We start from the raw sequence: 21,022 nt of genomic DNA on the forward strand, positions 1-21,022 counted from the left end.
GCCCTGCCCGGCCTCAGCCCAGGAAGGTGCGGTGCACTTCGCTGCCGTAGCGGCCAATGATGGCCCGCTTGGCGTTTCTGAAGGCTTCCAGGTCCCCGGCATGGCCATGCTGTTCAACGCGGCGCCTTGCCAGCTCGTCCGAGATCACGTCAAGGAAGAGCTCGGCGAGCAAGAGCCGGGCGGAGTCACGAAAGCGGCCCCGGCCGTCGACGTAGAGCTGGACGGTTGGGGCGGCGGTGTTGATGAGGACTTTTCGTTCCTCTTCGCTGTACACGGCACGGTCCGCGCTGTTGTGGAGGTTGCGGAAGTCGTAGCCGGTAAAGAGGTCCACGCCGTGGTCCCGGCTCGGGTGATGGACCTGGCGGTGCGGAACCGGATGCGTTCCGGCGGCGACGGCATGGTGCGGAGGCTGGTTTGCGCTGCGGCGTGACGCATGCTCGGCAATGACCACTTCGCAAAGCGCCCAGTAGTCCCCAGCCCGGGCGGTGATTTCCCCGTGGTCTCCAGCCCGGCCGCCTGTTGCTGTCCATTCGAGCCGGAGCGTCTCCGCCAAGGTGCTGACGGGAACCGGCGCAGGCAGCGGGTCCAGACGGATCGAGGGCGGAAGATCCAGATCGAACGCCAACGTTTCGGCCTCGGGCAGCTGGCGTGGATCCAGCAGCAAGGCCACGTGGAACGGATGCATTGGCGGACGGTAGTAGAAGGGCGTTGTGAACCGCAGCGCCGCCGGCAGTGGTGGCTCCGGCGCCTGCGAGCCGTCCCCGTTCCGGACAACAGGGCCTGTCTCCAGGCCCAGGTCCACGATGGCGGCCTCACTCATGTGCTGGAGCAGGTGCTCGATCATCCCTGCGGTTCGCCCGGACGTGGTGGCGCGTTCCAGATGGGCGAGTTTTTCTTTCTCGGCCTGGACGGCGGCCGCGATCATCCGGCTGACGGCGCGCGAGAACGCCGCAACGAACGGGTCCTTGGTGTTCAGGCCCTCGCGCTCATCACTGATGATGGCCTTGCCCCGGCCCAGCATTTCAGTGAGCGCCGGGCAGCGTACCGTCCCGAAAAGATACTCGGTGCCCACCTGGTTCTCGTACTCGAACATCTGGCAATCGAGCACGGCCATGCCGGACTCCACCACCAGGCCGGCGGTTCGTTCGTCACCCTTCAGCGTCAGTTCGACATCCTGGGCGCGCTTGAGCGTGACGGTGAAGGCGTACTCCGTACCGTCGACGCCGAAGCTGCCCGGCTCATCGGGGCCTACCAGCGTGATGGCCGGAGGTTCCCGGAACCGGATGCTGTCGCTGCCGTAGTCCTCGGCGCCGGGGTGTCCGTGTACCAGCTCCACGTTGCGCCGGTCCAGCACGTCCCGCAGGTAGACGTTGTCAGCAAGCAGTTGCAGCAGGGTTGCCTGCTGGGTGATGGTGGCATGCGGATTGTCGACGACGATGGTGACCCGGGTGCCGTTGCCGCCGTCGGAAAACCCCAGCCGGGCGTAATCCGCAGGGAACGCCGGGCGGTCAGCGCCGTCGTCGTCGTAAAGATAGCCGCCATTCTCGCCCCGGAAGATGTCGATCCGGGTGAACCGGCCGCTTTGAACGGTCTCGATCCAGCCATGGCCCAGGCCGAAGATGGCCTGTTTGAGTCCGCGCCCAAAGTAGCCGCGGCCTGCGCCCTCCCCGCGGGCCAGCGGGCTGTGGGCGCCGCCGTAGCTGAGGATCCGGCCGGCCTGCTCGAAGGACATACCCTCCGCCTGGTCGCTGACCATCAGCACCGCCCCTGAGTGGTGCCGCTGGTAACCGACCACGATCCTGCCGGTCACGGTGCCGCCGGCCCTTTCCAGCCGCGCGTAGCTGTCATCGCTGTTGGTGATGAGCTCCACGAGCGCCTTCTCAACCGAGGCGAAGCGCCGGGAATCAATCCCGATCACACGCTGGTCCACTTGGATCTGGGCAACCGTCATGGTGGTTCCTTCGCTCACGACTAAAACTGATGGTCAACCCGAAGGCGCAGCGTCGGGCCAACTACGTGGAGCGTAGCAGCAGCCGGAGAGGTCAGGACACCCCGGCAAGCACCCCGTCGATGCGGGCCAGCAGGCCCGGCCAGCCGTTGCCCATGCCTTCGATGGCGTGCCGGCCCATGGGGGTGTCCAGCTGGAAGCGCGCGTGCTCGAAGTGAAGGACGGTGCCGCCGGCCACGGGCTCCAGGTGCCAGGTGATGGTGGTGTCCAGCTGGCCCTCGGAGAAGAGGAAGCTGATGGACCTTCCAGGCTCCACGGCCAGGACCTCGCACTGTTGCTGGCCCCAGGACTCCATATCCATGGTGAAGCGGTGGCCTGCCACGGGTGCAATGTTGCCCGGCGCCCACCAGCGGGCCAGCAGCTCGGGTGTGGTCAGCGCGGCCCAGACCGCCTCGGCTGGGTGCGGGTAGCGGCGTTCCAGCCGGATGGCGTTTTCGGTCATGATGGTTTCTCCTCTTCCAGAAGGTCTCCCAGGGCATCCAGCCGCTGGTTCCAGTAGTGCTCGAAGTGCTTTACCCAGCCGCCAATCTCGGCAAGCCCGGCCGGCTGAAGGTGGTATACCCTGTTCCGGCCCTGCCGCTCCTCCCGCACCAGCCCCACCCCGCGGAGCACGGCAAGATGTTCGGAGGCGGCGGGGCGGCTGAGGTCCAGCAGGCCGGTGAGTTCCCCGGCCGTCCTGGGCCCCTGGCGCAGCTCGTCCAGGATGACGCGCCGCGCGGGGTTGGACACGGCGGCAAAGACATCAGGAAGCACGCTTTCAGTATAGGTCGGAAATATCCGACGCATCACTTCCCGCAGGCATAACATGGCAAGTTCCCCGCGTCACATCAGGGCCACGCTGGACCGAAACAGGCGTACGCTGTAATTGCATGCAAATGCATGAACTTATCCGACGATCCGAAGGAGATGCCCCATGAAGGCATGGCAGTTCACCGGCACCAACAACCCACTCACCCTCAACGAAGTGGCTGAACCGACCGCCGGTCCGGGTCAGGTGGTGGTGACCGTCAAGGCCGCCGGGGTGTGCCACTCGGACGTCACCGCCATCGACGACGCCGGCTGGATGCCGCTGTTCCCGGAACTTCCCCGCACCATGGGCCACGAAAATGCCGGCATCATCACCGAGCTAGGAGCGGGGATGGAGCACTGGAAGGTGGGCGACCGGGTCGGCCTCTCCCCTGTCATGAGCGACGGTGACGCCCTGGGCTATGGCAAGTGGGACGGCGGCTTCGGCCCCAAGCTGCTCGCCACTGACGACAACCTGGTGAAGCTCCCCGACGAGGTCTCGTTCGAGCTGGGCGCAATGGCCACGGATGCCGGACTTACCGCGTACCACGCGATCATGGCGGTGGGCGGGGCCAAAGCTGGCATGAAGGTAGGCGTGATCGGGCTCGGCGGCCTTGGCTACATCGGCGCCCGCGTGGCCGTGCTGGCAGGCGCAGAGGTGTATGGCGCCGAAGTGAACCCGGAGACGCAGAAGCTCGCGGACGAGATCGGCCTCGCCGGAGTGGCCGACTCCATCACGGAATTCAAGGACAAGAACCTGGACCTGGTCGTCGATTACGCCGGCTTCGGCACCACCACTTCCGCGGCGCTCGAGACCCTGGCCGAGTTCGGCACGCTGGTCCAGGTGGGCATGGGCCGTCTCGAAGCGACCATCAACACCTACCCGCTGATCATCAACCAGCTGTCCATCAAGGGCTCCAAGTCGGGTACCAAGGAGGACCTTGAGAACCTTTATACCCTCATGAAGTCCGGTGAGCTGAACCCGCCGATGAAACTCATCAAGCAGGCGGACATCCCGGGCGCCATCGACAAGCTGCGCAGGGGCGGCGTGGTGGGCCGCTTCATCGCGGTCTACGAGGACTAAGTCCGCCACGCACTGTCATAAGCGGACGACGGCGGGCGCGTCCCGCCGTCGTCCGCCGTCCGCCGAGCGCCCGTGGTGCCCTACTCTTGAGTAACCATAGAGAGGACCCCAACTTGGCATGTGACGGCTGCACCTCATCTTCACGGCTGGACTTCGATTTCAGCATGGCCTTCCAGCCGATCTACGACGCCGCAGCCGGTTGTGTTTGGGGCTATGAGGCCCTGGTCAGGGGCCTGTCCGGCGAAGGTGCCTACGACGTTCTGGCCAGGGTGACCCCGGAGCAGAGGTACCGCTTTGACCAGGACTGCCGCGTCAAGGCGATCGAGCTGGCCAGCCGTCTGTTTCCAGCGGGTGAGGATTTGATGTTGTCCATCAACTTCATGCCCAACGCAGTCTACGAACCGGCTGCCTGCCTTCGCGCCACGCTCCTTGCTGCCCGCCGGTGCAGCTTTCCAACGTCGTCCATCATGTTCGAGTTCACGGAAAACGAGGAAATTACCGACACCGTGCACCTGACGAACATCATCACCGAATACCGCAGGCAGGGGTTCACTACTGCCATTGATGACTTCGGTGCGGGCCATGCCGGGCTGGGGCTCCTGGCGGACTTCCAGCCGGACCTGATCAAGATCGACATGAAGTTGATCCGGGGCATCGACACCAGCAAGGCCCGGCAGGCCGTGGTTTCCGGCATCGTGTCCATCGCAAAGGAACTGGACATCGCGGTGCTCGCCGAAGGCATTGAGACCGAGGACGAGTTCCTGGTTTTGAAGTCCGCGGGCGTGCCCTTGTTCCAGGGTTACTGGTTTGCGAAACCGGCGTTCGAAGAACTGCCGGAGGTGCGGGTGCCGGGCGACCGCGCTGCCGGGTAGGTCCGCACTCTCCGACCTTTACTGCGGGCCGGGACTTGCCCGCCGGCCCAGCCGGTACCCCGCCCAGAAGGCGAGCACCAGCAGCCCCGCGACCATGATTCCCAGGCCGGCCTGCGTCCCTTGGCTCATGAACGTGATGCCATTCCCGGAAAAGACCTCGTTGCTCAACGGCGCGTACGCGAACCAACCCACGTAGCTGTTGCGGTTGCTCCACGCGACAAAGCAACCCGCCACCATAATGACGACGCCCAGCAAGGGCACGACGGCGGCGGGTACTTTGGCGCGTTTGGACGGTTGGACTTCATCAGGTGTGCTGTTCTCCCCCATGCCCGCGAGTCTAGCCGGGCTGCAGGGGGCAAGGTTAGGCTGGGCGGATGTTGACCATCGGCACCATTGTCCTCGGCGTCAACGACGTCGCCGCCGCCACTGAGTTCTGGCGTGACGCCATCGGCTATGTCCCCCGGGAACCCGGCGACGACACGTGGGTAACCCTTGTGCCGGCGTCGGGACCCGGCGCGGCACTGTCCCTCCAGCTCAGCGAAACGCCCGTCCAGGACCACCCGCGGATCCACCTGGACCTCTACGCGGATGACCAGGCCGCGGAGGTTGAGCGGCTGGTATCGCTCGGCGCCAAACGGGTGGACTGGGACATGTATCCCAAGGATCCCGACTTCGTGGTCCTGGCGGATCCGGACGGCAACCGGTTCTGCGTCATCGACAAAAGCCCGCGCTAACTCCCCGCTGGGGAACAAGCCCGCTTCCGCAGCCGTTGGCATCCGTACAGCCCGTCACCTTGGCGTGGCGGCAGGGACGGAAGGAACCTTATGGTCAGGGCTATCTGGAACGGAAAAGTCATTGCCGAATCCGCGGACACCGTTGTGGTGGAGGGCAACCATTACTTCCCGCGCGAGGCCGTCAACGCCGACTATTTGCGGGACAGCGGCAAGAACACGTTCTGCCCGTGGAAGGGCCAGGCCAGCTATCACACGCTGGAGGTGGACGGCGAGCTGAACGAGGCAGCCGCCTGGTTCTACCCGGAGCCCAAGCCACAGGCCAAGCACATCGAAGACCGGATCGCGTTCTGGCGGGGCGTCACCATCGAGGACTAGGCGGACAAGAAGGACGACGGCGGGTGGGCGCCCGCCGTCGTCCTTCCTGCGTCACTGCCGATTTTGCCTGCGCGGGCGGCGAGGCCAGACGCTCCAGCCGCCCACTGGCCCGGTCAGCGGGCGTTTTTGCGCGGCTTTACAAAATTGAGTACGCCGCTCTCATGCTTTGCCTTTTTGTCAGCCCGTTTTTCGAGAATTGACTTGCCGACCTTCTTGGCGGCGCTGCTTTTGGGGGATTTTCCGGACATCGGAATCACGCCTTTCCATGCTTGCGTACCCAAAACCCTACGCCCTTTTATTTTTTTGGCCAGTCCTCCGAAATCCGGCCGTCCAGCCCGCCACTCCTGCTACTTGGCTGCTTCATGACATGACAAATCCAGTTGCAAGAAAGTTCCCAGTTGACCCAGAGTCAGCAGTTCCAGGTTTTCTTGTCATTTCCTGACAATAGACAAAAACATTAAAGGAACTACTTTTCTGGATTATGGGCAGCAACGCCCGCTGTGTCCACAATTGACCGCAGGAATAAACGTCGTCAACGCCAGAATTCGGTGAGCTGCCGGGCCAAAAATTCTCCTTGGCTGTAACCCGCCCGGGCAGCTGCCGGACGCAGTGACAGATCCATGGCGTTGGCGCCGAACATGTACTCGGAGCCGCCGTCCGGGAAGACCGTTTCCACCCTGCTCCCGCCTGCCCGGAGCTCTTGCACCTGCGCGGCGAGCTGCATGCACCACTCCACTGGCGTCCTTGTTCTGCCGCCAAAGGGTGAGAGCACCAGGACGCGCCCGCACCCCGACGCAAGGTCGGCGTTCTCGTTACGCCGGTAGCCGCCGTCGATATATCGCCTGTCCCCGATCCAGTATGCGGACCCGCTCGCGCAGCTGGCGGCGACGGCGTCCACCAGGTCGACGCCACTGTTGCGATCGAACACGGCCGGTTCGCCGCTACGGGCATCGACGGCCGTGATGAGCAGCTTGCGCTCCGGCCAATCCAGGCTTGGCAGCCGCGCGGCGACGGTCTCGCGCCACCGTGCGGTCGCGTCATGCGCGGCAGCCAGGTCCAGGGCCAGCGCACCCAACCTGCGCCGCATGTCCGCCGCATCTTCCGAGGAGGCGATGATCCTTCCGGTCCGTTCCAGGTGGTCAGATACCGGCCTGGCAGGAGCGGCTCCGCCGCCTGATCCTGGCGGAGCGGTCCGGCCCTGGGGTGCAGCAAGGACGGCGGCATAGAGTTCGGAGGGCGCTGCGCCGGCGATCTGGGCTGCGGCTGTTGACCCGGCCGAGGTGCCGATGACCACGTCAGCGCCGGTCACGTCCAGGCCGGCTGCGGCCAGCCCGGCGAGGACGCCGATCAGCCATGCGTTGCCCGTTGATCCGCCGCCGCCGAGGACGAATGCGCGACCGGAATCCGCCGTCGGGGTGGCGCGCGGAGTTGAAGAAGGTGTTGTATTCATGGGAGTCGCCTTTCGCGAATAGCCTGTTCAGCGCTCCCGGTGGCGGCTGGTTCAGCCGCGCGATCGTGGACTGCGGGGAGCACCCATTGCGGATACAGCATTCATGGGTCTCACCTCCTGCGGTCGGGTCACGATCACCGGCATTTTGGCACAGCCGTGAAGTGGTACGCAACAGGTAAATTTGGGGCGATGATTTCCATTGACCGGGACAGCCCAACGCGCAACGATGTCCACCGCCTCCTCAGCGAGCACCTGGCAGACATGTTCGCCACCTCGCCCGCCGAGAGCGTCCACGCCCTGGACCATTCGGCGCTGGCCGCCCCGTCCATCACGTTCTGGACCGCCCGCGAGGACGGCAACCTGCTGGGGTGCGGCGCGCTCAAGCTCCTGGACTCCCCTGCCGGACCGGCAAGGCACGGCGAGATCAAGTCCATGCGCACCACGGCAACCGCGCGGGGACGGGGCGTGGCCACCCTCATGCTCCGTCACATCCTCGACGACGCCCGCGCCCGGAACCTTGAGCGCGTCTACCTGGAGACGGGAACCGAGGACTACTTCGCACCCGCCCGCCGCCTCTACGCCCGGCACGGTTTCACCGAGTGCCCGCCGTTTGCCGACTACGTGCTGGACCCCAACAGCGTCTTCATGGAACTACGCCTCTAGCAATGCGCGTCGCGGCCAGCTGGTTTGGCCACGTTTCGGTGCGGATACCGTCCTGCTCCCGCAAAACACAACTTAAGGCGCGAAGGCTCTAGCAGACTTGAAAGTAAGCATGCTTGCTATTATGGTGGAGTTCAGCTTCTCCGCCTGGCCCCCATCAGGCGGAGTGGTTGCCAGGAAGGCCCCGCTGTGCTCCAAGTGTTGCGGGGCTTTTCGCTATCTGCGCTCAGGCAGCAGGTGACCAAAATCCGTGACGGCAGAGGGAGTAACGCAATGGCTCAGGGTGACATCGAGACCTACCACGAAGACGGTGCGTGGAAGAACCGACGTGAGGGCACGAGCCGCGCATTCGGTGCGGGCTATGCCACGAAGGATGAAGCTGTCGCCGCAGGCCGGGCGGCTGCCCAGGCCGACAAGGTGGAGCACGTCATTAAGAACCAGGACGGCCAGATCGGCTCCAAGCACAGCTACGGCAACGATCCCAGCAACGTGGCGGGCTGACCCGACAGCCCAGCTCTTGGCCCCTGTGCACGGGTGAATCAACGAAGGGCCCGGCACACAAGGAATGCGGACGACGGCGGGTAGGCACCCGGCGTCGTCCGCTTCTGTTTGTCAGGTGTCTAGAACTGCCCGGTGGGTCCGCTGTCCTTGACTTCGCCGCGCCAGCTCCCGGTTTCGGTACCGCGCGATTCGATGAAGTCCTTGAACTTCCGCATGTCAGCCTTCACCTGCATCTCGTCGATTTTCAGTGCTGCGCCCGCTTTTTCGGTGACGGTTTCCGGCGCCCACTCGAAATGGACTTTGACCTTCGTGTGGGTGGCATCGAGCGGCGTGAACCGGATGATACCGGCGTGGGATTTTCCGTCGGTGCTGCGCCAGGCGATGCGGTCATCCGGCTCCTGGTCAACTATTTCGGTATCGAATTCCCGCTGGACACCACCCACCTTGGTCACCCAGTGGTTGGTGGTGTCGGTCAACTGGGTCACGGATTCCACACCGGACATGAACTGCGGAAAGGATTCGAACTGGGTCCACTGGTTGTATGCCGTCCGCACCGGGACAGCGACTTCAACGGTCTCTTCAACCTCTTCAACGTGTGCCATTTGCTGCCTCCTCATGATGGACGGCCGCAACAGCGGACCGGCAGAACTAGCCATCTTGTCAGTCAGGCAGCCGCCACCTTTGCACGATAAATCCGGCAGTTACCTGTGTCCAGACCCAAAAGTCCCATGCGGACGACGGCGGGTAGGCGCCCGCCGTCGTCCGCTTTCCATGGGTGCCTACTGGCTGAAGGGGACCTTTTCCCAGCTCAAGACGTCGGCGCCCGGGGCGCTGTTGCCGGCGACCGTGAAGCGGACGTAATCCACGGCGTTATTGGCGCCGTCCACGGTGATGCGCTGCAGGTTGTCAGCGGCCGGAGAGCCGTAGATGTCCAGCCACGGTGAGCCGGCGGCGAGGGGCTGGTTTTCGGCGAAGACGTGGCTGTCGCCGTTGACCAGGTAAACGGGAGCGTCGAATTGGTTGGTTTCGTCCACGATTGCCTGCGCGATGTCGCGGAAGCCCGAGACGGTGGCCGGGTTTGCGGTGGCGTCGGCCAGGAGCGACGGATCGAACATGTCCGCCTGCTGCATGAGCACCACCGCGCGGTCATTGCTGCGCTTGGCATCGGCGAAGGTCTGGTGGATCTGGGCGATGACGGCGTCCGTCCGGTGTTCCACCTCGGCGAGCTGTTCGGGCGTGGGAGCCGTCTTGCCCAGTCCCGTCCATGGCAGGAGGGAGTTGTTGCTGCCCTGGACGTTCAGTACGGAGAAGGCCACCCGGTTCCTGTCGAAGCGCACGTCCTCGGGCAGCCTCAGATTCTCCTGGCTCTTGACGGGCATGGTGGCGCCGAGGGTCTTGCCGGGCTCGTTGAAGAAGACCTCCCTGATCTTGTCCAGGCGCTCCAGCGGGTTGTAGGCCCCGTTGTTGGTTCGGTGGCAGTCCACCCACTCGTTGTCGCCAGGCGTGTAGACCAGCGGGTGGGCGAAGGTGTCGAACTGGGAGCGGATGTAGGAGAAGTACTCGTCGGAGCAGACGGACGAGCCGTTCTTGATATCGCCCACATGTGCTACAAACTTCAGGTCCTTGTCCGCGTTGAGGTCCTGGATGCGGGACTGGAACTTGGCGATCTCGGTGGCGCCGTAGGGGATGTCGCCGATGACGCCGAAAGTGAAGGCCTGGTTGCTGTCGCTGGTGCTGTCCGCCGCCTGGGCGGGAGCGGCGGCTGCTCCGGCCAGGGTGGCGAGGACGGCAAGCGTGGCGAGGGTGGATCTTACGAACACGAAGTACTCCTTGGACGGTAGGGGCCTTCCGCCCGGCTCATCAGGAGGCGCTGGACAGAGGGTGCCCGCCAAGACTGCTGGATCGGGGATAACGGTGAAGGGCTTCCCGGTGGCCACCCGGTAAACGCGGAGGGACGGGGGCGGGACGGCGCCAACTCCCCGCCGTCGACCTGGCTACTTCCCCGCAGGCATCTCCGCCCGTGCCGTCCGGTTTTGTGCCTCCTTTGTCCGGGGCCGTTTTCTTCGTCGCCGCTGGCCCTGAACGGCGAACGGCGGACGGGGCGCGCCCACCCGGGCTCCGGACCAGTACCGGCCGCCGATCAGGATGCCGGCGAGGACCCCAAAACCCCACGAATGGGGAAAGGCTATTTGGTCCGTGGCTCCGCCGATGAAACCAAACACAAAGAAGCCAACGGGTATCACCAGGAGCAGCAAGTTCCTGACCTGGAGGGGCGGGGGGAACCGGAAGAGAGCCCACCCGGCAACGAGTGAACCGGCGAGCACGGCAACGGCAGGGACGGTCGGCGAAAGCAGCATTAGTTGGGCTGCTCCCATGACGAGCAATACGAGCGCGCAGAGCCCGTTGATGACGGCCAGCCGGCGCCCGCCACTGAAACTTCCATCGGCTTCAGGTGTTCGGCGCTTGGCCTGGTTGAATTCCATTCCCGCACGCGGGCCGGACCAGGCATAACCACCCGCAATTGCGCCGACAATGAAGCCTATGAACCACGGACCCGCCGCGGGAATGCCCAAGCGCCCGGACACATCGATCGAGATCAGCGAGTAAAAGATGGCGAAGAATGCCCAGCTCATCACTGTGAATGCGCGGACGGACAGCGAGACCACGCGATACAGCAGGACCGCGTAGGCCACCGCAAGAAGCAGGAATGGTGCCGCCTCCAGGATCCGGCCGCGGGCCAGCCATGCGAAGACCCCCAGCATCAGTGCGATCAACGCGCCGTAGAAAACCCGGCCGCCGGACTCATCAAATTTCTTCAGTACATCCTTAGCCCCCATGGGTTCAAGAGTAGGTGACCAGCGGGCGGCAACCTGCCTGCCCCTCGATGTGGTTCGAGGCCCGTGGCCATAGGCTGGGAGGACGTAGCTTTCTTTGGGGGGACAGATATGAAGCACAGCATCACTTTGGGCGCTGCCGGGGCAGCCCGTCCTTTTCCTGGCGGTGTGTTCTGCTCAAGAACGCGCTCAGCCGGAAGTCGAAAATTCATCCCCTGCAATACAGCAGGAGCTCACCCGGAAGCTCCCTGGAGGGGAACCGGGTTCCCGCCAATGAGGGCGTGAGCATGTGTTTGAACTACGCCAGGCTCTTGTCCGTCGAAACAGCTGCAGTGGGCACCGGAGGCTAGTCACGGCCCCCCGGACCCGAATGGCTTAGGCTCCGCGAGCGGTGAGGAACTGCTGGAGTCCGGCGAGGTCGTCGGTGTTGATGTGGTCCACGCCGGCGTCTGCGAGTTCGGTCCAGACGGCGTCGCGGGCGGCACCGGGCTGGTCCGGGGTGGCCCAGAAGCGGACGCGGTAGCCGTTGGCGTGCGCCGTGGCCACGAAGGCGCGGAGCTTGGTGCGCTCGGCCTCGGGCATGGGGCCGACGCCCTGCCAGGTGAAGAGCTTGGTCCAGTTGTCACTGACCAGCGGCATCAGGGCGGCGGGCAGGCCTGAGGTGAGGTCGGCGGCGCGGCCGTCGTAGAAGCTGAAGCGCTGGGTCTGTGCCTGCATGGTGGCCAGCGGGCGGTTGCCGCTGATGACGGCGGTGACTGGGCCGGTCTTGACGTTGCCGTTGGTGTAGCGGCTCATGATGTCCCGGTGCTCGGACAGTTCCTGCTCGATGGCGGCGTAGGTGGCCTCGCCCTCGCTCTTGATGTCGATCAGGAGCTGCACGCTGCCGCCCCACTTCGGGTAGACGCTGTGGCCGGGCTGGCTGCGGACCAGGTCCTGAAGCGGGTCCAGGTAGAGGCTTTCGAGTGTGACGCCCTGTTTGGCGTCGGCCAGGTCGTGCGCCACCCGCAGTTCGCCGTCCACCAGCCATACGTCCGCCTCGACGCTGGTGAAGCCGCGCTCCAGCGCGTCATACAGGGGGCGGTCATGCTCGTAGTCGTTGTGGGCATGGGTGCCGGCGAGCGGCTGGCCGACGACGACGCCCGGTTTGGCTGCCTCGGCCCCGGCCTGGGCGGGGGCGACGGCTGCCCCGGCCAGGGAAGCGAGGACGGCGACGGCGGCAAGGGTGCTTTTAACGAACACGGAGTACTCCTGGTACCTCGGGGATGTCCTCCCGGCTTCGTGTTACCGCCGGGCGGAGGGGTGCGTGAAAAGACTGCGGGGCGCGCCGAAACGATGCAGGGCGTGCTGATTGCCGGTGGGTGAACGGAATGGGAAGGAACAAAGCGCTCGGACTATCAGCGGCCGTGCCTACAGGGTGCGAGCGTCAGCGAGAAACGCGAACCTACCAACTCACACGCCGGCAAAGTAGCGACTTGCTGCGCCCGGGCATGATCGCGCGACTCCTAGGCAACGAGATAGTCAACGATGAGTGTCTCCAGCGGGCTGCTTCCGTCCGGGAGGAAAGCTGGAGGCCACAGTGTCGGTTCACGGTCCGGTTGTTCGGCGTTGTAATGACGCCCGGTGGGTGAGATCCAGCCGGGTGGCTCATTGCTTGCCGCGGGTCCGGGACTCCAGCCCGTTCGATGCTTGAGCCGATGATGCTTGGGGCACAGCTGGCCCAAGTTGCTGATCCCGGTGGTTCCACCACGTTCCCAGGCCATGAGATGGTCGGATTCGTTGTCCTGACTGTGGTTGCTGCAGCCGGGAAAGGTGCATTTTCCATCACGCATCCGCAACCACCGCTTTAGCGATTCCGGGAGCCGGTAGCTGGTCCGGCCGATTTCCAGCGGCGCTCCGTCCCGCGGGTCCACCAGCACCCGGTAGAACGATCCGGCGCCTTCCGTGACGAGTTTGCGGGCCATCGATGCCGGGATCGGCCCGTAATTATCAAGGTCGGCAGGTTCGTCAGTGACACCAAAGAGGGAGAGGACCGGCACCGTGACCAGGACATCCGCTTTGAGGGATGGTCCGGCCCCGGCATTCTTGCCTGGGGTGCCAAGCAACAATCTGGCGGCCTCGTCGACCTTGATTTGAGTGAGGGTCCGCGTTTCTTCCGGCCCCTGCAGGCCACGGGCCAGGGCAGTGGTCTTGTTCCAAATGGCGCAGGCCTTGTCCGCAGGCATATATAGCGAGACCCACGCCATCCCGTTGCGGTCCGGGGAGTACTCCATCCGGCGCTCCTCAACCGACTTCACATGCCTGATCTCGAGGGATTCGGGATGATTGCGTTCCCGCCAAGCACGTACCTTCCGCCGGAAGCGGCCCGGGACCAGCTCTCCGGCAGATGCACCCCGGGCCGCGTTAGGCGCCTCTGGGTCCAGGAAGTGAGCTTCCAAGGCTGTTGCAGCTGCAGCGTCCAGGCTGCTGGTTTCATCGACCATGATCTGGGCATGCCGCCAGGAGATGGCGCCAGCCTCAATGGCGTTGAGCGTGGCCGGAAGAGAGGTGGTGAGCGCATGGGCGTCCTGCAACAGCGCGGATGCGGCTCCTTCGCCGATGGTGAGCGTGCAGGCGACTTCGGCGACGACACTCATTTCCCGCGCCGATGATTCATAGGCGCTGTCCGCGGGCGCTTCCATGGCGGCTGCGGCCTCCGAATACTCTGTGAGCAGCCGCACTTTCACGGCTGCAGTAGCAGCTTCGATTCGGGCCACGATGCCCAGGCCGTCCAGGCAGGAATCGGCAAGTTCCCGAAGCGGATCATGACTGTCGACACCGTGAGGATTATCCGCAGCTTCCGAAGAACCGCTCAGGGCTCCTGTTAGTTCGTCCACCAGCCCGGCCAGGGATGCGACGGCACCAGCGAGTCCGGCCGGTCCTATCGCATCCACAACCCTTCCGGTTTCCATAACCAAAGCCTGTCACGGGGGTCTGACATTTTGAGTTCGGCCCCAGTCACACCCCCGCAACCGTCATCGCACAGCTTCGGCGCGCCCCACGCACAGGTTTTACATCCCGGAAACTGGACCATCGCCGCGGCTGCCTCAACCCGCACCCACCGTCAACGCTTCACGCAAGCGGCGTATCGCCGTCGTACTTTCACCCGTGTCAGAGAAGTGCGGGCCGGACTCGGACCAGTAACGCGGAGTGCCTGCAATGTACGTGTTCGGGACCCTGTTCGGCGGGTAGCCGAGTCCTCGGCGGTGATCAAGCTGCCGCTATGGCTCTCACTGTCTGTGCTGACGGTTCTGGGTATTGGCACGGCGTCGATCGCCGCGAAGGGGTTCGACCTGACCATCGTGCTGGCGCATGTGGTCCTGGAGGCACTGGTCCTGGTGGGCATCGCTCTGGCGAAGGTCACCCGGAAGATCTCGGCCATCGTGTTCATCACGACCATCGGCGCGTACATCTCCAGCCTGTGGTTCTTCGGTGCAGAGGCGCTGAACGCGGCCGTCAAGACGGCGGACTTCCTGTCCAGCGCCACCGTGATGCTGCCCCTGCCCGGCCTCTCCCTGGGCAAGGACATCCCGCTGCTGAAGAACTTCGGCTGGAAGATCATCCCGGTTGGCTCGTGGCCATTACGGCTTCATTCCTGCTGTCCACGGTCATTGCCGAGTTCGCGCTGGGGCTGTGGCGCTGAGTTAGTTTGCGGCTGGTTCTTGGGCCGCCTTTGCGGCGGCTTGGGCGGAGCGGACGACGGCGGGTGGGCACTCGACGTCGTCCGCTTTCGCTTTCGCCAGGGATGGGGGTCAATTCCCCCGTCTGCTATTCGATTGGGACTGCGTGCAACATGACGGGCGCCCATCAGTCGGTTGCGTGTAAATGTCGCTCCTCGCATGTAAGTTTTGCTGCAGCAGCTTGAAATTGCTGTGGGGCACATGGTGGTGTCCTGCTAAAGAGAACTTACTGGGGGTAGAACATGGAATTCGCGGAGAAGCTTTCAGCTTTGGCGGCAAAGGTGCGTCAGCAGCGGGGTGTTATCCAGACAGAAGAGGCAACCAAGAATGCCTTCGTGATGCCTTTCATCTCAACGATTCTTGGCTATGACGTCTTTAATCCGTTGGAGGTCGTTCCAGAGTTCATCGCTGATGTGGGCCTCAAGAAGGGCGAGAAGATCGACTACGCCATCGTCAAGGACGGCGAGGTGCAGATCCTGATTGAGTGCAAGAAGTCCACGGAACCCGTCAAGATCGAGCACGCATCACAGCTCTTCCGCTACTTTGCTGTCACCAACGCGCGTATCGCCATCCTTACCAATGGCGAGGTTTATCAGTTCTTTACGGACCTCGATGCACCAAACCGGATGGATGCCAAGCCCTTTCTTGTGCTGGATTTGAATGACATTGACCAGTCTCTGATCCCTGAACTGCAGAAGCTGTCCAAGGACGTTTTCGACCTCGACTCGATCATCAGCGCAGCCGGTGAACTGAAATACATCGGCGAACTGAAGCGAACCCTGGCAGCACAGTTCAAGGAGCCTGAAGATGAATGGGTCAAGTTCCTGACAGCCAGGGTCTATACCGGGCCGTACACGCAGAAAGTGCGGGAGCAGTTCACCACCCTGGTCGGGAAGGCCACCAAGCAATTCCTCAATGACCAGGTCAACGAACGGCTGAAGAAGGCCCTCGGCAACCCTGCATTCCCGCAGACCGAGGACACAGCAGTGCCGACCGCTGTCACCAGCGCTCCGGTCGCGGAAGCGGATCTTGCCGAGGCTGATGGCCTGGAGACGACCCTTGAGGAAATCGAGGGCTACCAAATTGTGCGCGCGATCGTCTGCAGCGAGGTAAAGCCAATCCGTATAGCGCAGCGCGATGCCAAGTCCTACTTTGCAGTGCTCCTCGACGACAACAACCGCAAGCCCATCGCGCGACTGCACTTCAACCGAACCCAGAAATACATCGGCATCTTTGACGACAACAAGGAAGAAACCCGGGTCCCCATCAATTCCCTCGAGGAGATCTACGAGCACACCGAAGCGCTTCGGGCTACTGTGAAGAGCTACCTCCAACCGCAAACATAGGTTGCGGCATTGATTGAACAGCTCAGCACGTGAACTGATCTGCTCCCGCTAGGGGATCTTGCCTATGGAATTCGTGGTGTTGTACCGCCTGCGTGAGGGTACCGAGCGTGTGCGACTCCTCGAGGTCTACCCTCGGCACAAGGCCTATTACGAAGCCTTCCGTGCTGCTGGCGGCGGCCTGATCGCACTCGGCCCATTTCAGACACCGGATCCGGGAGGCAGTTCGATGGGGATTTTCAGCTCGCGCGAGGACGCCGAGCGCTTCATTGCCCAGGATCCCTTCGTCACAGAAGGACTTGCCGATCCACGGATCCTGGAGTGGAACGCCGTTCGGTTCGAGTAGGCGGATGACGGCGGGCCACCGTCTATTCTGCGGTCAGCCCGCGCCTTGGCCCTCGCGCGCCGTCTCCTCCAGAATCCTGGCTGAGGGCGCTGCGGTCATCAGTTGCCCTATCACGTCGGGGTTGTCCCACACGTCGCGGCGGAGCCCCTTCAGGAAGCCGTCCGCAGCATCCTTGGTATCGAAGTCAAGGAGTACGGCAACGCTGTTCTGCTCCTGGGTATCCCGGAAAAGCCGGACAGACTTGGCGCCGGAGGAAGCGCGGCCTGCAGGATCACTGTCGAATACCTTCTTGAAGGCCTCGTAATCCCGGACTGGATAGCTGATCTGCAAGGTGAACATCAATGTTCCTTTCCTTCGGGCTGGGTCAGGTAAAGATAGGCCTTCCCGTGTCATCCCGATAGGGCCGGAGGGCCCCGCTGCCCCGGCTGCCTTACCACCGCTCTGCAAGGCCGACCCAGCCGCCGTTGGACGCCAGAATGGGGCCTTTGATATTGATGCCCACCGCCGCGACGAGCGGAAGCGAATCCCTATACCTCCGCAACCGGCGCCGCGAACTGGGCCTCGTACAGCCGCGCGTAAGCTCCGCCGGCAGCCAACAGTGATGCGTGGTTCCCCTGCTCCACGATCTGCCCGTTTTCCATAACCAAAATGAGGTCTGCGTCGCGGATCGTGGACAGGCGGTGCGCGATCACGAAGGACGTCCGGTCGGACCGCAGTGCACTCATGGCCTTCTGCACCAGCACCTCGGTCCGGGTATCCACCGAGGACGTCGCCTCGTCCAGAATCAAAACAGAAGGCCGCGCCAGGAACGCCCGCGCAATCGTCAGCAACTGCTTCTCACCCGCGGACACGTTGGCGCCCTCGTCATCCAGCACCGTGTCGTACCCCTCAGGCAGGGACTTCACGAACCGGTCTACGTACGTCGCCGTAGCGGCCTCCATAATCTCGTCCGAAGAAGCAGCCGGCCGCCCGTACGCAATGTTGTCCCGGATGGTCCCGCCGAACAGCCACGTATCCTGCAGCACCATCCCCATCCGCGAGCGCAGGTCATCCCGGCTCATGGTGGTGATGTCCACGCCGTCCAGCGTGATCCGCCCGGCGTCCAGCTCGTAGAACCGCATCATCAGGTTCACCAGCGTGGTCTTGCCCGCACCGGTGGGCCCCACAATCGCCACGGTCTGGCCCGGCTCCGCCACCAATGACAGGTCGGAAATCAGCGGCTTGTCCGGCGAATACGAGAAGGAAACAGATTCAAACACCAGCCGCCCCCGCCCCGCACCATCAGGGCTCTGCAACGAAGCACCCACAGGATCAGCGGACTGCTCCTCCGTATCCAGCAGTTCGAACACCCGCTCGGCGGACGCCACACCGGACTGCAGCAGGTTGGCCATGGACCCCAGCTGCGCCAGCGGCTGGGTGAACTGCCGCGAGTACTGGATGAACGCCTGCACATCGCCCAACTGCATTGCGCCGGACGCCACCTGCAGGCCGCCCACCACGGCGATCCCCACGTACACCAGGTTCCCGATGAACGTCATGGCCGGCATGATCAGCCCGGAAATGAACTGCGCCCCGAAGCTCGCCTCATACAGCTCCACGTTCTTCTGCCGGAACCGCTCCCCCACCTCGCGCTGCCGGCCGAACACCTTCACCAGCGCATGCCCGGTGTAGGTCTCCTCGATCTGCCCGTTCAGCTCGCCGGTGTTCTTCCACTGCTGCACGAACAGCTTCTGCGAGCGCTTGGCGATCAGCGTGGTGATCCCCAGCGTGAGCGGTATGGTCACCAGCGCGATCAGCGCCAGCGTGGGCGACAGGATGAACATCATCACCAGCACGCCCAGCACCGTCAGCACCGACGTCACCGCCTGGCTGATGGACTGCTGCAGGCTTTGCGAAATGTTGTCCACGTCGTTGGTGACCCGGCTGAGCAGCTCACCGCGCTGGATCGAGTCGAAGTACCGCAGCGGCAGCCGGTTGATCTTCGCCTCGATCTTCTCGCGCAGCCCAAACACGGTCCGTTGCACCACGCCGTTGAGCACATACGCCGTCCCCCACATGAACGCCGAGCCCAGCACATACAGCACCAGCGCCCACGTCAGCACACTGGCCAGCGCCCCGAAATCGATCCCCATGCCGGGCGTCAACGTCATGGCGCTGAGCATGTCTGCCTTCTGGTTCTCCCCCGCCGCCCGCAGCTGCGAAATCAACTGCGCCTGCGTCATTCCCGGCGGCAACTGCTTGGACACCACCCCGGCGAAGATCAGGTTGGTGCCCTCGCCCAGCAGCCGCGGCCCGATCACCTGCAGCACCACGCCCGCCACAGCCATGACCAGCACCAGGATCAGCCACCCACGTTCCGGCCGCAGGGTGGCCAGCAGCCGCTTGGCCGAGCCCTTGAAGTTCATCGCCTTCTCGGCCGGGACGTTCATCCCGGCGAACGGTCCGCCGTGCCCGGGGCCGCCGCGCGGGCGGGGGATGCGTACGACGTCGGCACTTGAAGTTTTGGACGCAGGCCCGGCCTTGGTGCCGGCTTCACCAATACGTTCCCGGCTCATACCGTCTCCTCCGCTGCCAGCTGGGACGAGACAATCTCACGGTACGTCTCGGACGTCTCAAGCAACTCATGGTGCGTTCCGTGCGCAACGATCCTGCCGTCGTCGAGCACCAAGATCTGGTCCGCATCCACGATGCTGGACACGCGCTGGGCGATGATCACCAGCGTGGCGCCGGCAGTGCTGCGCTTGAGCGCCTGGCGCAGCCGGGCGTCGGTGCCAGTGTCCAGGGACGAGAACGAGTCGTCAAAGATGTACAGCTCGGGCCGCTTCACCAGGGCCCGGGCGATGGCCAGCCGCTGCCGCTGCCCGCCGGAGACGTTGGTGCCGCCCTGGGAAATGGACGCGTCCAGGCCCTCCTCCATCTGCTCCACGAAGTCCCGGGCCTGGGCGATCTCCAGCGCCGTCCACAGCTCGTCCTCGGTGGCGTCCGGGTTGCCGTACAGCAGGTTGCTGCGCACAGTGCCGGAGAACAAGTACGGCCGCTGCGGCACCAGGCCGATATGCCCCCACAGCAGGTCCGGGTCCAGCTCCCGGATGTCCACGCCGTCGATCAGCACCGCGCCGGAGGTGACGTCGAAAAGCCGCGGCATCAGGTTCACCAGGGTGGTCTTGCCCGCGCCGGTGCTGCCGATGATCGCCGTCGTCTGCCCTGCCTTGGCGGTGAAACTGATCCCGGACAGGACGGGCTGGTCGGCACCCGGGTAGGCGAATCCGACGTCGCGCATTTCCAGCTCGCCGCGCCGCTGCCTGCCTGCCATGGCCGCGCTGGTGACCGGGTTCGTTGGCGGCCGCACGCTGGACTCGGTGCCCAGCACCTCGCCGATCCGGTCCGCGGAAACCGAGGCGCGCGGGATCATTACGGCCATGAAGGTGGCCATCATGACGGACATCAGGATCTGCATCAGGTAGCTCAGGAACGCGATCAGGGTGCCCACCTGCATGGACCCGTCCTCGATCCGGAACGACCCGAACCAGATCACCGCCACGCTGGAGACGTTCAGGACCAGCATGACCACGGGGAACATCAGTGCCATCAGCCGGCCGGCGCGCAGGGCAACGTCCGTGACGTCCGTATTGGCGCGGGCGAAGCGGGCCGTTTCGATGTCCTCGCGCACGAACGCCCGCACCACGCGGATGCCGGTGAGCTGCTCGCGCAGGACGCGGTTCACGGTGTCGATCCTGGCCTGCATCTTGCGGAACAGCGGCACCATGCGCGTGACAATGAGCCCCACGGCGATCAGCAGCACCGGGACGCACACGGCAATGAGCCACGACAGTTGGGCGTCCTGCCGGATGGCCATGATCACCCCGCCGATGCTGAGCATGGGCGCGGCCACCATGAGCGTGGCGGACATCAGCACCAACTGCTGGACCTGCTGGACGTCGTTGGTGGATCTGGTGATCAGGCTCGGGGCGCCGAAGCGGGTGACCTCCTGCTCGGAGAACTCGCCCACCCGTTCAAAGATGGCGCCGCGCAGGTCCCGGCCCAGGCCCATCGCCGCCTTGGCACCGAAATACACGGCGATGACAGCGCACACGATCTGGACCAGTGTGATGAGCAGCATGACGCTGCCCGTGGACATGATGTAACCGGTGTCGCCCCGGGCCACGCCCTGGTCAATGATGTCCGCGTTCAGCGTGGGCAGGTACAGCGACGCGATGGACTGCGCCAGCTGGAACACCACGACGGCGGCGAGCAGCGGCCGGTGCGGCCGCAGGTATTCGACAAGCAACTTCCAGAGCAAGGCAGGGCTCCAA

The 21,022-nt window shown here is 64.2% G+C and carries 23 protein-coding genes; 9 read left to right on the forward strand and 14 right to left on the reverse strand.

Translation table 11 applies throughout. The features are described 5' to 3' along the window. Positions 1–13 precede the first annotated feature (13 nt). The 3 genes from ACTAQI_RS13780 to ACTAQI_RS13790 all read right to left on the reverse strand — a co-directional run bounded on the left by ACTAQI_RS13780 (position 14) and on the right by ACTAQI_RS13790 (position 2,761). Entirely contained in the window at positions 14–1,951 is a 1,938-nt protein-coding gene (locus tag ACTAQI_RS13780; RefSeq protein ID WP_457946608.1) for an ATP-binding protein, read from the reverse strand. A gap of 91 nt (positions 1,952–2,042) precedes the next feature. Then, positions 2,043–2,450 carry an SRPBCC family protein gene (locus ACTAQI_RS13785; RefSeq protein ID WP_457946609.1) on the reverse strand — a complete coding sequence of 136 codons (408 nt, stop codon included), beginning with the start codon at positions 2,448–2,450 and terminating at the stop codon, positions 2,043–2,045. Beyond that, positions 2,447–2,761 carry an ArsR/SmtB family transcription factor gene (locus ACTAQI_RS13790; RefSeq protein ID WP_457946610.1) on the reverse strand — a complete coding sequence of 105 codons (315 nt, stop codon included), beginning with the start codon at positions 2,759–2,761 and terminating at the stop codon, positions 2,447–2,449. The genes ACTAQI_RS13785 and ACTAQI_RS13790 overlap by 4 nt, the downstream gene beginning before the upstream one ends. A 160-nt stretch (positions 2,762–2,921) precedes the next feature. Here ACTAQI_RS13790 and ACTAQI_RS13795 point away from each other — a divergent pair, with 160 nt between their 5' ends. Continuing rightward, entirely contained in the window at positions 2,922–3,878 is a 957-nt protein-coding gene (locus tag ACTAQI_RS13795) for a zinc-binding dehydrogenase (protein ID WP_457946611.1), read from the forward strand. Between the two features lie 164 nt (positions 3,879–4,042). Then, a complete protein-coding gene (locus ACTAQI_RS13800; protein ID WP_457946612.1) occupies positions 4,043–4,750 on the forward strand; it encodes an EAL domain-containing protein in 708 nt (235 codons plus the stop codon). A gap of 18 nt (positions 4,751–4,768) precedes the next feature. Here the strand turns inward: ACTAQI_RS13800 and ACTAQI_RS13805 are convergent, their stop codons facing one another. Beyond that, positions 4,769–5,077 carry a hypothetical protein gene (locus tag ACTAQI_RS13805; RefSeq protein WP_457946613.1) on the reverse strand — a complete coding sequence of 103 codons (309 nt, stop codon included), beginning with the start codon at positions 5,075–5,077 and terminating at the stop codon, positions 4,769–4,771. 47 nt (positions 5,078–5,124) lie between these two features. Between ACTAQI_RS13805 and ACTAQI_RS13810 the strand changes: the two genes are divergently transcribed. Next, positions 5,125–5,484, forward strand: coding sequence for a VOC family protein (locus ACTAQI_RS13810; protein ID WP_457946614.1), 360 nt, complete (start codon positions 5,125–5,127; stop codon positions 5,482–5,484). A 90-nt stretch (positions 5,485–5,574) separates the two neighbouring features. Further along, on the forward strand, positions 5,575–5,859 hold the full coding sequence (locus ACTAQI_RS13815; protein WP_457946616.1) for a DUF427 domain-containing protein: 285 nt from the start codon (positions 5,575–5,577) through the stop codon (positions 5,857–5,859). Positions 5,860–5,972: 113 nt separating this feature from the next. On the opposite strand, the gene ACTAQI_RS13820 is transcribed toward ACTAQI_RS13815, so the two are convergent. After that, positions 5,973–6,116, reverse strand: coding sequence for a hypothetical protein (locus ACTAQI_RS13820; protein ID WP_457951132.1), 144 nt, complete (start codon positions 6,114–6,116; stop codon positions 5,973–5,975). Between the two features lie 275 nt (positions 6,117–6,391). Continuing rightward, positions 6,392–7,309 (reverse strand): patatin-like phospholipase family protein, encoded by a 918-nt coding sequence (locus tag ACTAQI_RS13825; RefSeq protein WP_457946618.1) that lies wholly within the window; start codon positions 7,307–7,309, stop codon positions 6,392–6,394. A 189-nt stretch (positions 7,310–7,498) separates the two neighbouring features. Here ACTAQI_RS13825 and ACTAQI_RS13830 point away from each other — a divergent pair, with 189 nt between their 5' ends. Next, positions 7,499–7,972, forward strand: coding sequence for a GNAT family N-acetyltransferase (locus ACTAQI_RS13830; RefSeq protein WP_457946619.1), 474 nt, complete (start codon positions 7,499–7,501; stop codon positions 7,970–7,972). A gap of 270 nt (positions 7,973–8,242) precedes the next feature. Then, positions 8,243–8,470: a DUF2188 domain-containing protein gene (locus ACTAQI_RS13835; RefSeq protein WP_457946620.1), complete on the forward strand. Its 228-nt coding sequence runs from the start codon at positions 8,243–8,245 to the stop codon at positions 8,468–8,470. Between the two features lie 119 nt (positions 8,471–8,589). On the opposite strand, the gene ACTAQI_RS13840 is transcribed toward ACTAQI_RS13835, so the two are convergent. The 5 genes from ACTAQI_RS13840 to ACTAQI_RS13860 all read right to left on the reverse strand — a co-directional run bounded on the left by ACTAQI_RS13840 (position 8,590) and on the right by ACTAQI_RS13860 (position 14,252). Continuing rightward, positions 8,590–9,072: an SRPBCC family protein gene (locus ACTAQI_RS13840; protein WP_457946621.1), complete on the reverse strand. Its 483-nt coding sequence runs from the start codon at positions 9,070–9,072 to the stop codon at positions 8,590–8,592. A 177-nt stretch (positions 9,073–9,249) separates the two neighbouring features. Then, on the reverse strand, positions 9,250–10,290 hold the full coding sequence (locus ACTAQI_RS13845; RefSeq protein WP_457946623.1) for a hypothetical protein: 1,041 nt from the start codon (positions 10,288–10,290) through the stop codon (positions 9,250–9,252). Between the two features lie 174 nt (positions 10,291–10,464). Next, positions 10,465–11,307 carry a hypothetical protein gene (locus tag ACTAQI_RS13850; RefSeq protein WP_457946625.1) on the reverse strand — a complete coding sequence of 281 codons (843 nt, stop codon included), beginning with the start codon at positions 11,305–11,307 and terminating at the stop codon, positions 10,465–10,467. Positions 11,308–11,679: 372 nt separating this feature from the next. Further along, complete coding sequence (locus tag ACTAQI_RS13855) at positions 11,680–12,543, reverse strand: phosphatidylinositol-specific phospholipase C/glycerophosphodiester phosphodiesterase family protein (protein WP_457946626.1); 864 nt, start codon at positions 12,541–12,543, stop codon at positions 11,680–11,682. Between the two features lie 263 nt (positions 12,544–12,806). Then, positions 12,807–14,252 carry a DUF222 domain-containing protein gene (locus ACTAQI_RS13860; RefSeq protein ID WP_457946628.1) on the reverse strand — a complete coding sequence of 482 codons (1,446 nt, stop codon included), beginning with the start codon at positions 14,250–14,252 and terminating at the stop codon, positions 12,807–12,809. A gap of 294 nt (positions 14,253–14,546) precedes the next feature. Here ACTAQI_RS13860 and ACTAQI_RS13865 point away from each other — a divergent pair, with 294 nt between their 5' ends. The 3 genes from ACTAQI_RS13865 (at position 14,547) to ACTAQI_RS13875 (ending at position 16,709) form a co-directional block, all read left to right on the forward strand. Next, entirely contained in the window at positions 14,547–15,137 is a 591-nt protein-coding gene (locus ACTAQI_RS13865; RefSeq protein ID WP_457946629.1) for a hypothetical protein, read from the forward strand. A gap of 125 nt (positions 15,138–15,262) precedes the next feature. Then, positions 15,263–16,366, forward strand: coding sequence for a type I restriction endonuclease (locus tag ACTAQI_RS13870; protein ID WP_457946630.1), 1,104 nt, complete (start codon positions 15,263–15,265; stop codon positions 16,364–16,366). Between the two features lie 64 nt (positions 16,367–16,430). Further along, positions 16,431–16,709 carry a YciI family protein gene (locus ACTAQI_RS13875; RefSeq protein ID WP_457946632.1) on the forward strand — a complete coding sequence of 93 codons (279 nt, stop codon included), beginning with the start codon at positions 16,431–16,433 and terminating at the stop codon, positions 16,707–16,709. A gap of 33 nt (positions 16,710–16,742) precedes the next feature. On the opposite strand, the gene ACTAQI_RS13880 is transcribed toward ACTAQI_RS13875, so the two are convergent. The 3 genes from ACTAQI_RS13880 to ACTAQI_RS13890 all read right to left on the reverse strand — a co-directional run bounded on the left by ACTAQI_RS13880 (position 16,743) and on the right by ACTAQI_RS13890 (position 21,009). Then, positions 16,743–17,048, reverse strand: a complete 306-nt coding sequence (locus ACTAQI_RS13880) for a hypothetical protein (RefSeq protein WP_457946633.1) — start codon at positions 17,046–17,048, stop codon at positions 16,743–16,745. 188 nt (positions 17,049–17,236) lie between these two features. Continuing rightward, on the reverse strand, positions 17,237–19,264 hold the full coding sequence (locus tag ACTAQI_RS13885) for an ABC transporter ATP-binding protein (protein WP_457946634.1): 2,028 nt from the start codon (positions 19,262–19,264) through the stop codon (positions 17,237–17,239). Further along, on the reverse strand, positions 19,261–21,009 hold the full coding sequence (locus ACTAQI_RS13890; RefSeq protein ID WP_457946636.1) for an ABC transporter ATP-binding protein: 1,749 nt from the start codon (positions 21,007–21,009) through the stop codon (positions 19,261–19,263). The genes ACTAQI_RS13885 and ACTAQI_RS13890 overlap by 4 nt, the downstream gene beginning before the upstream one ends. Positions 21,010–21,022: the final 13 nt, after the last annotated feature.

It is taken from the genome of Pseudarthrobacter sp. alpha12b (assembly GCF_054130495.1).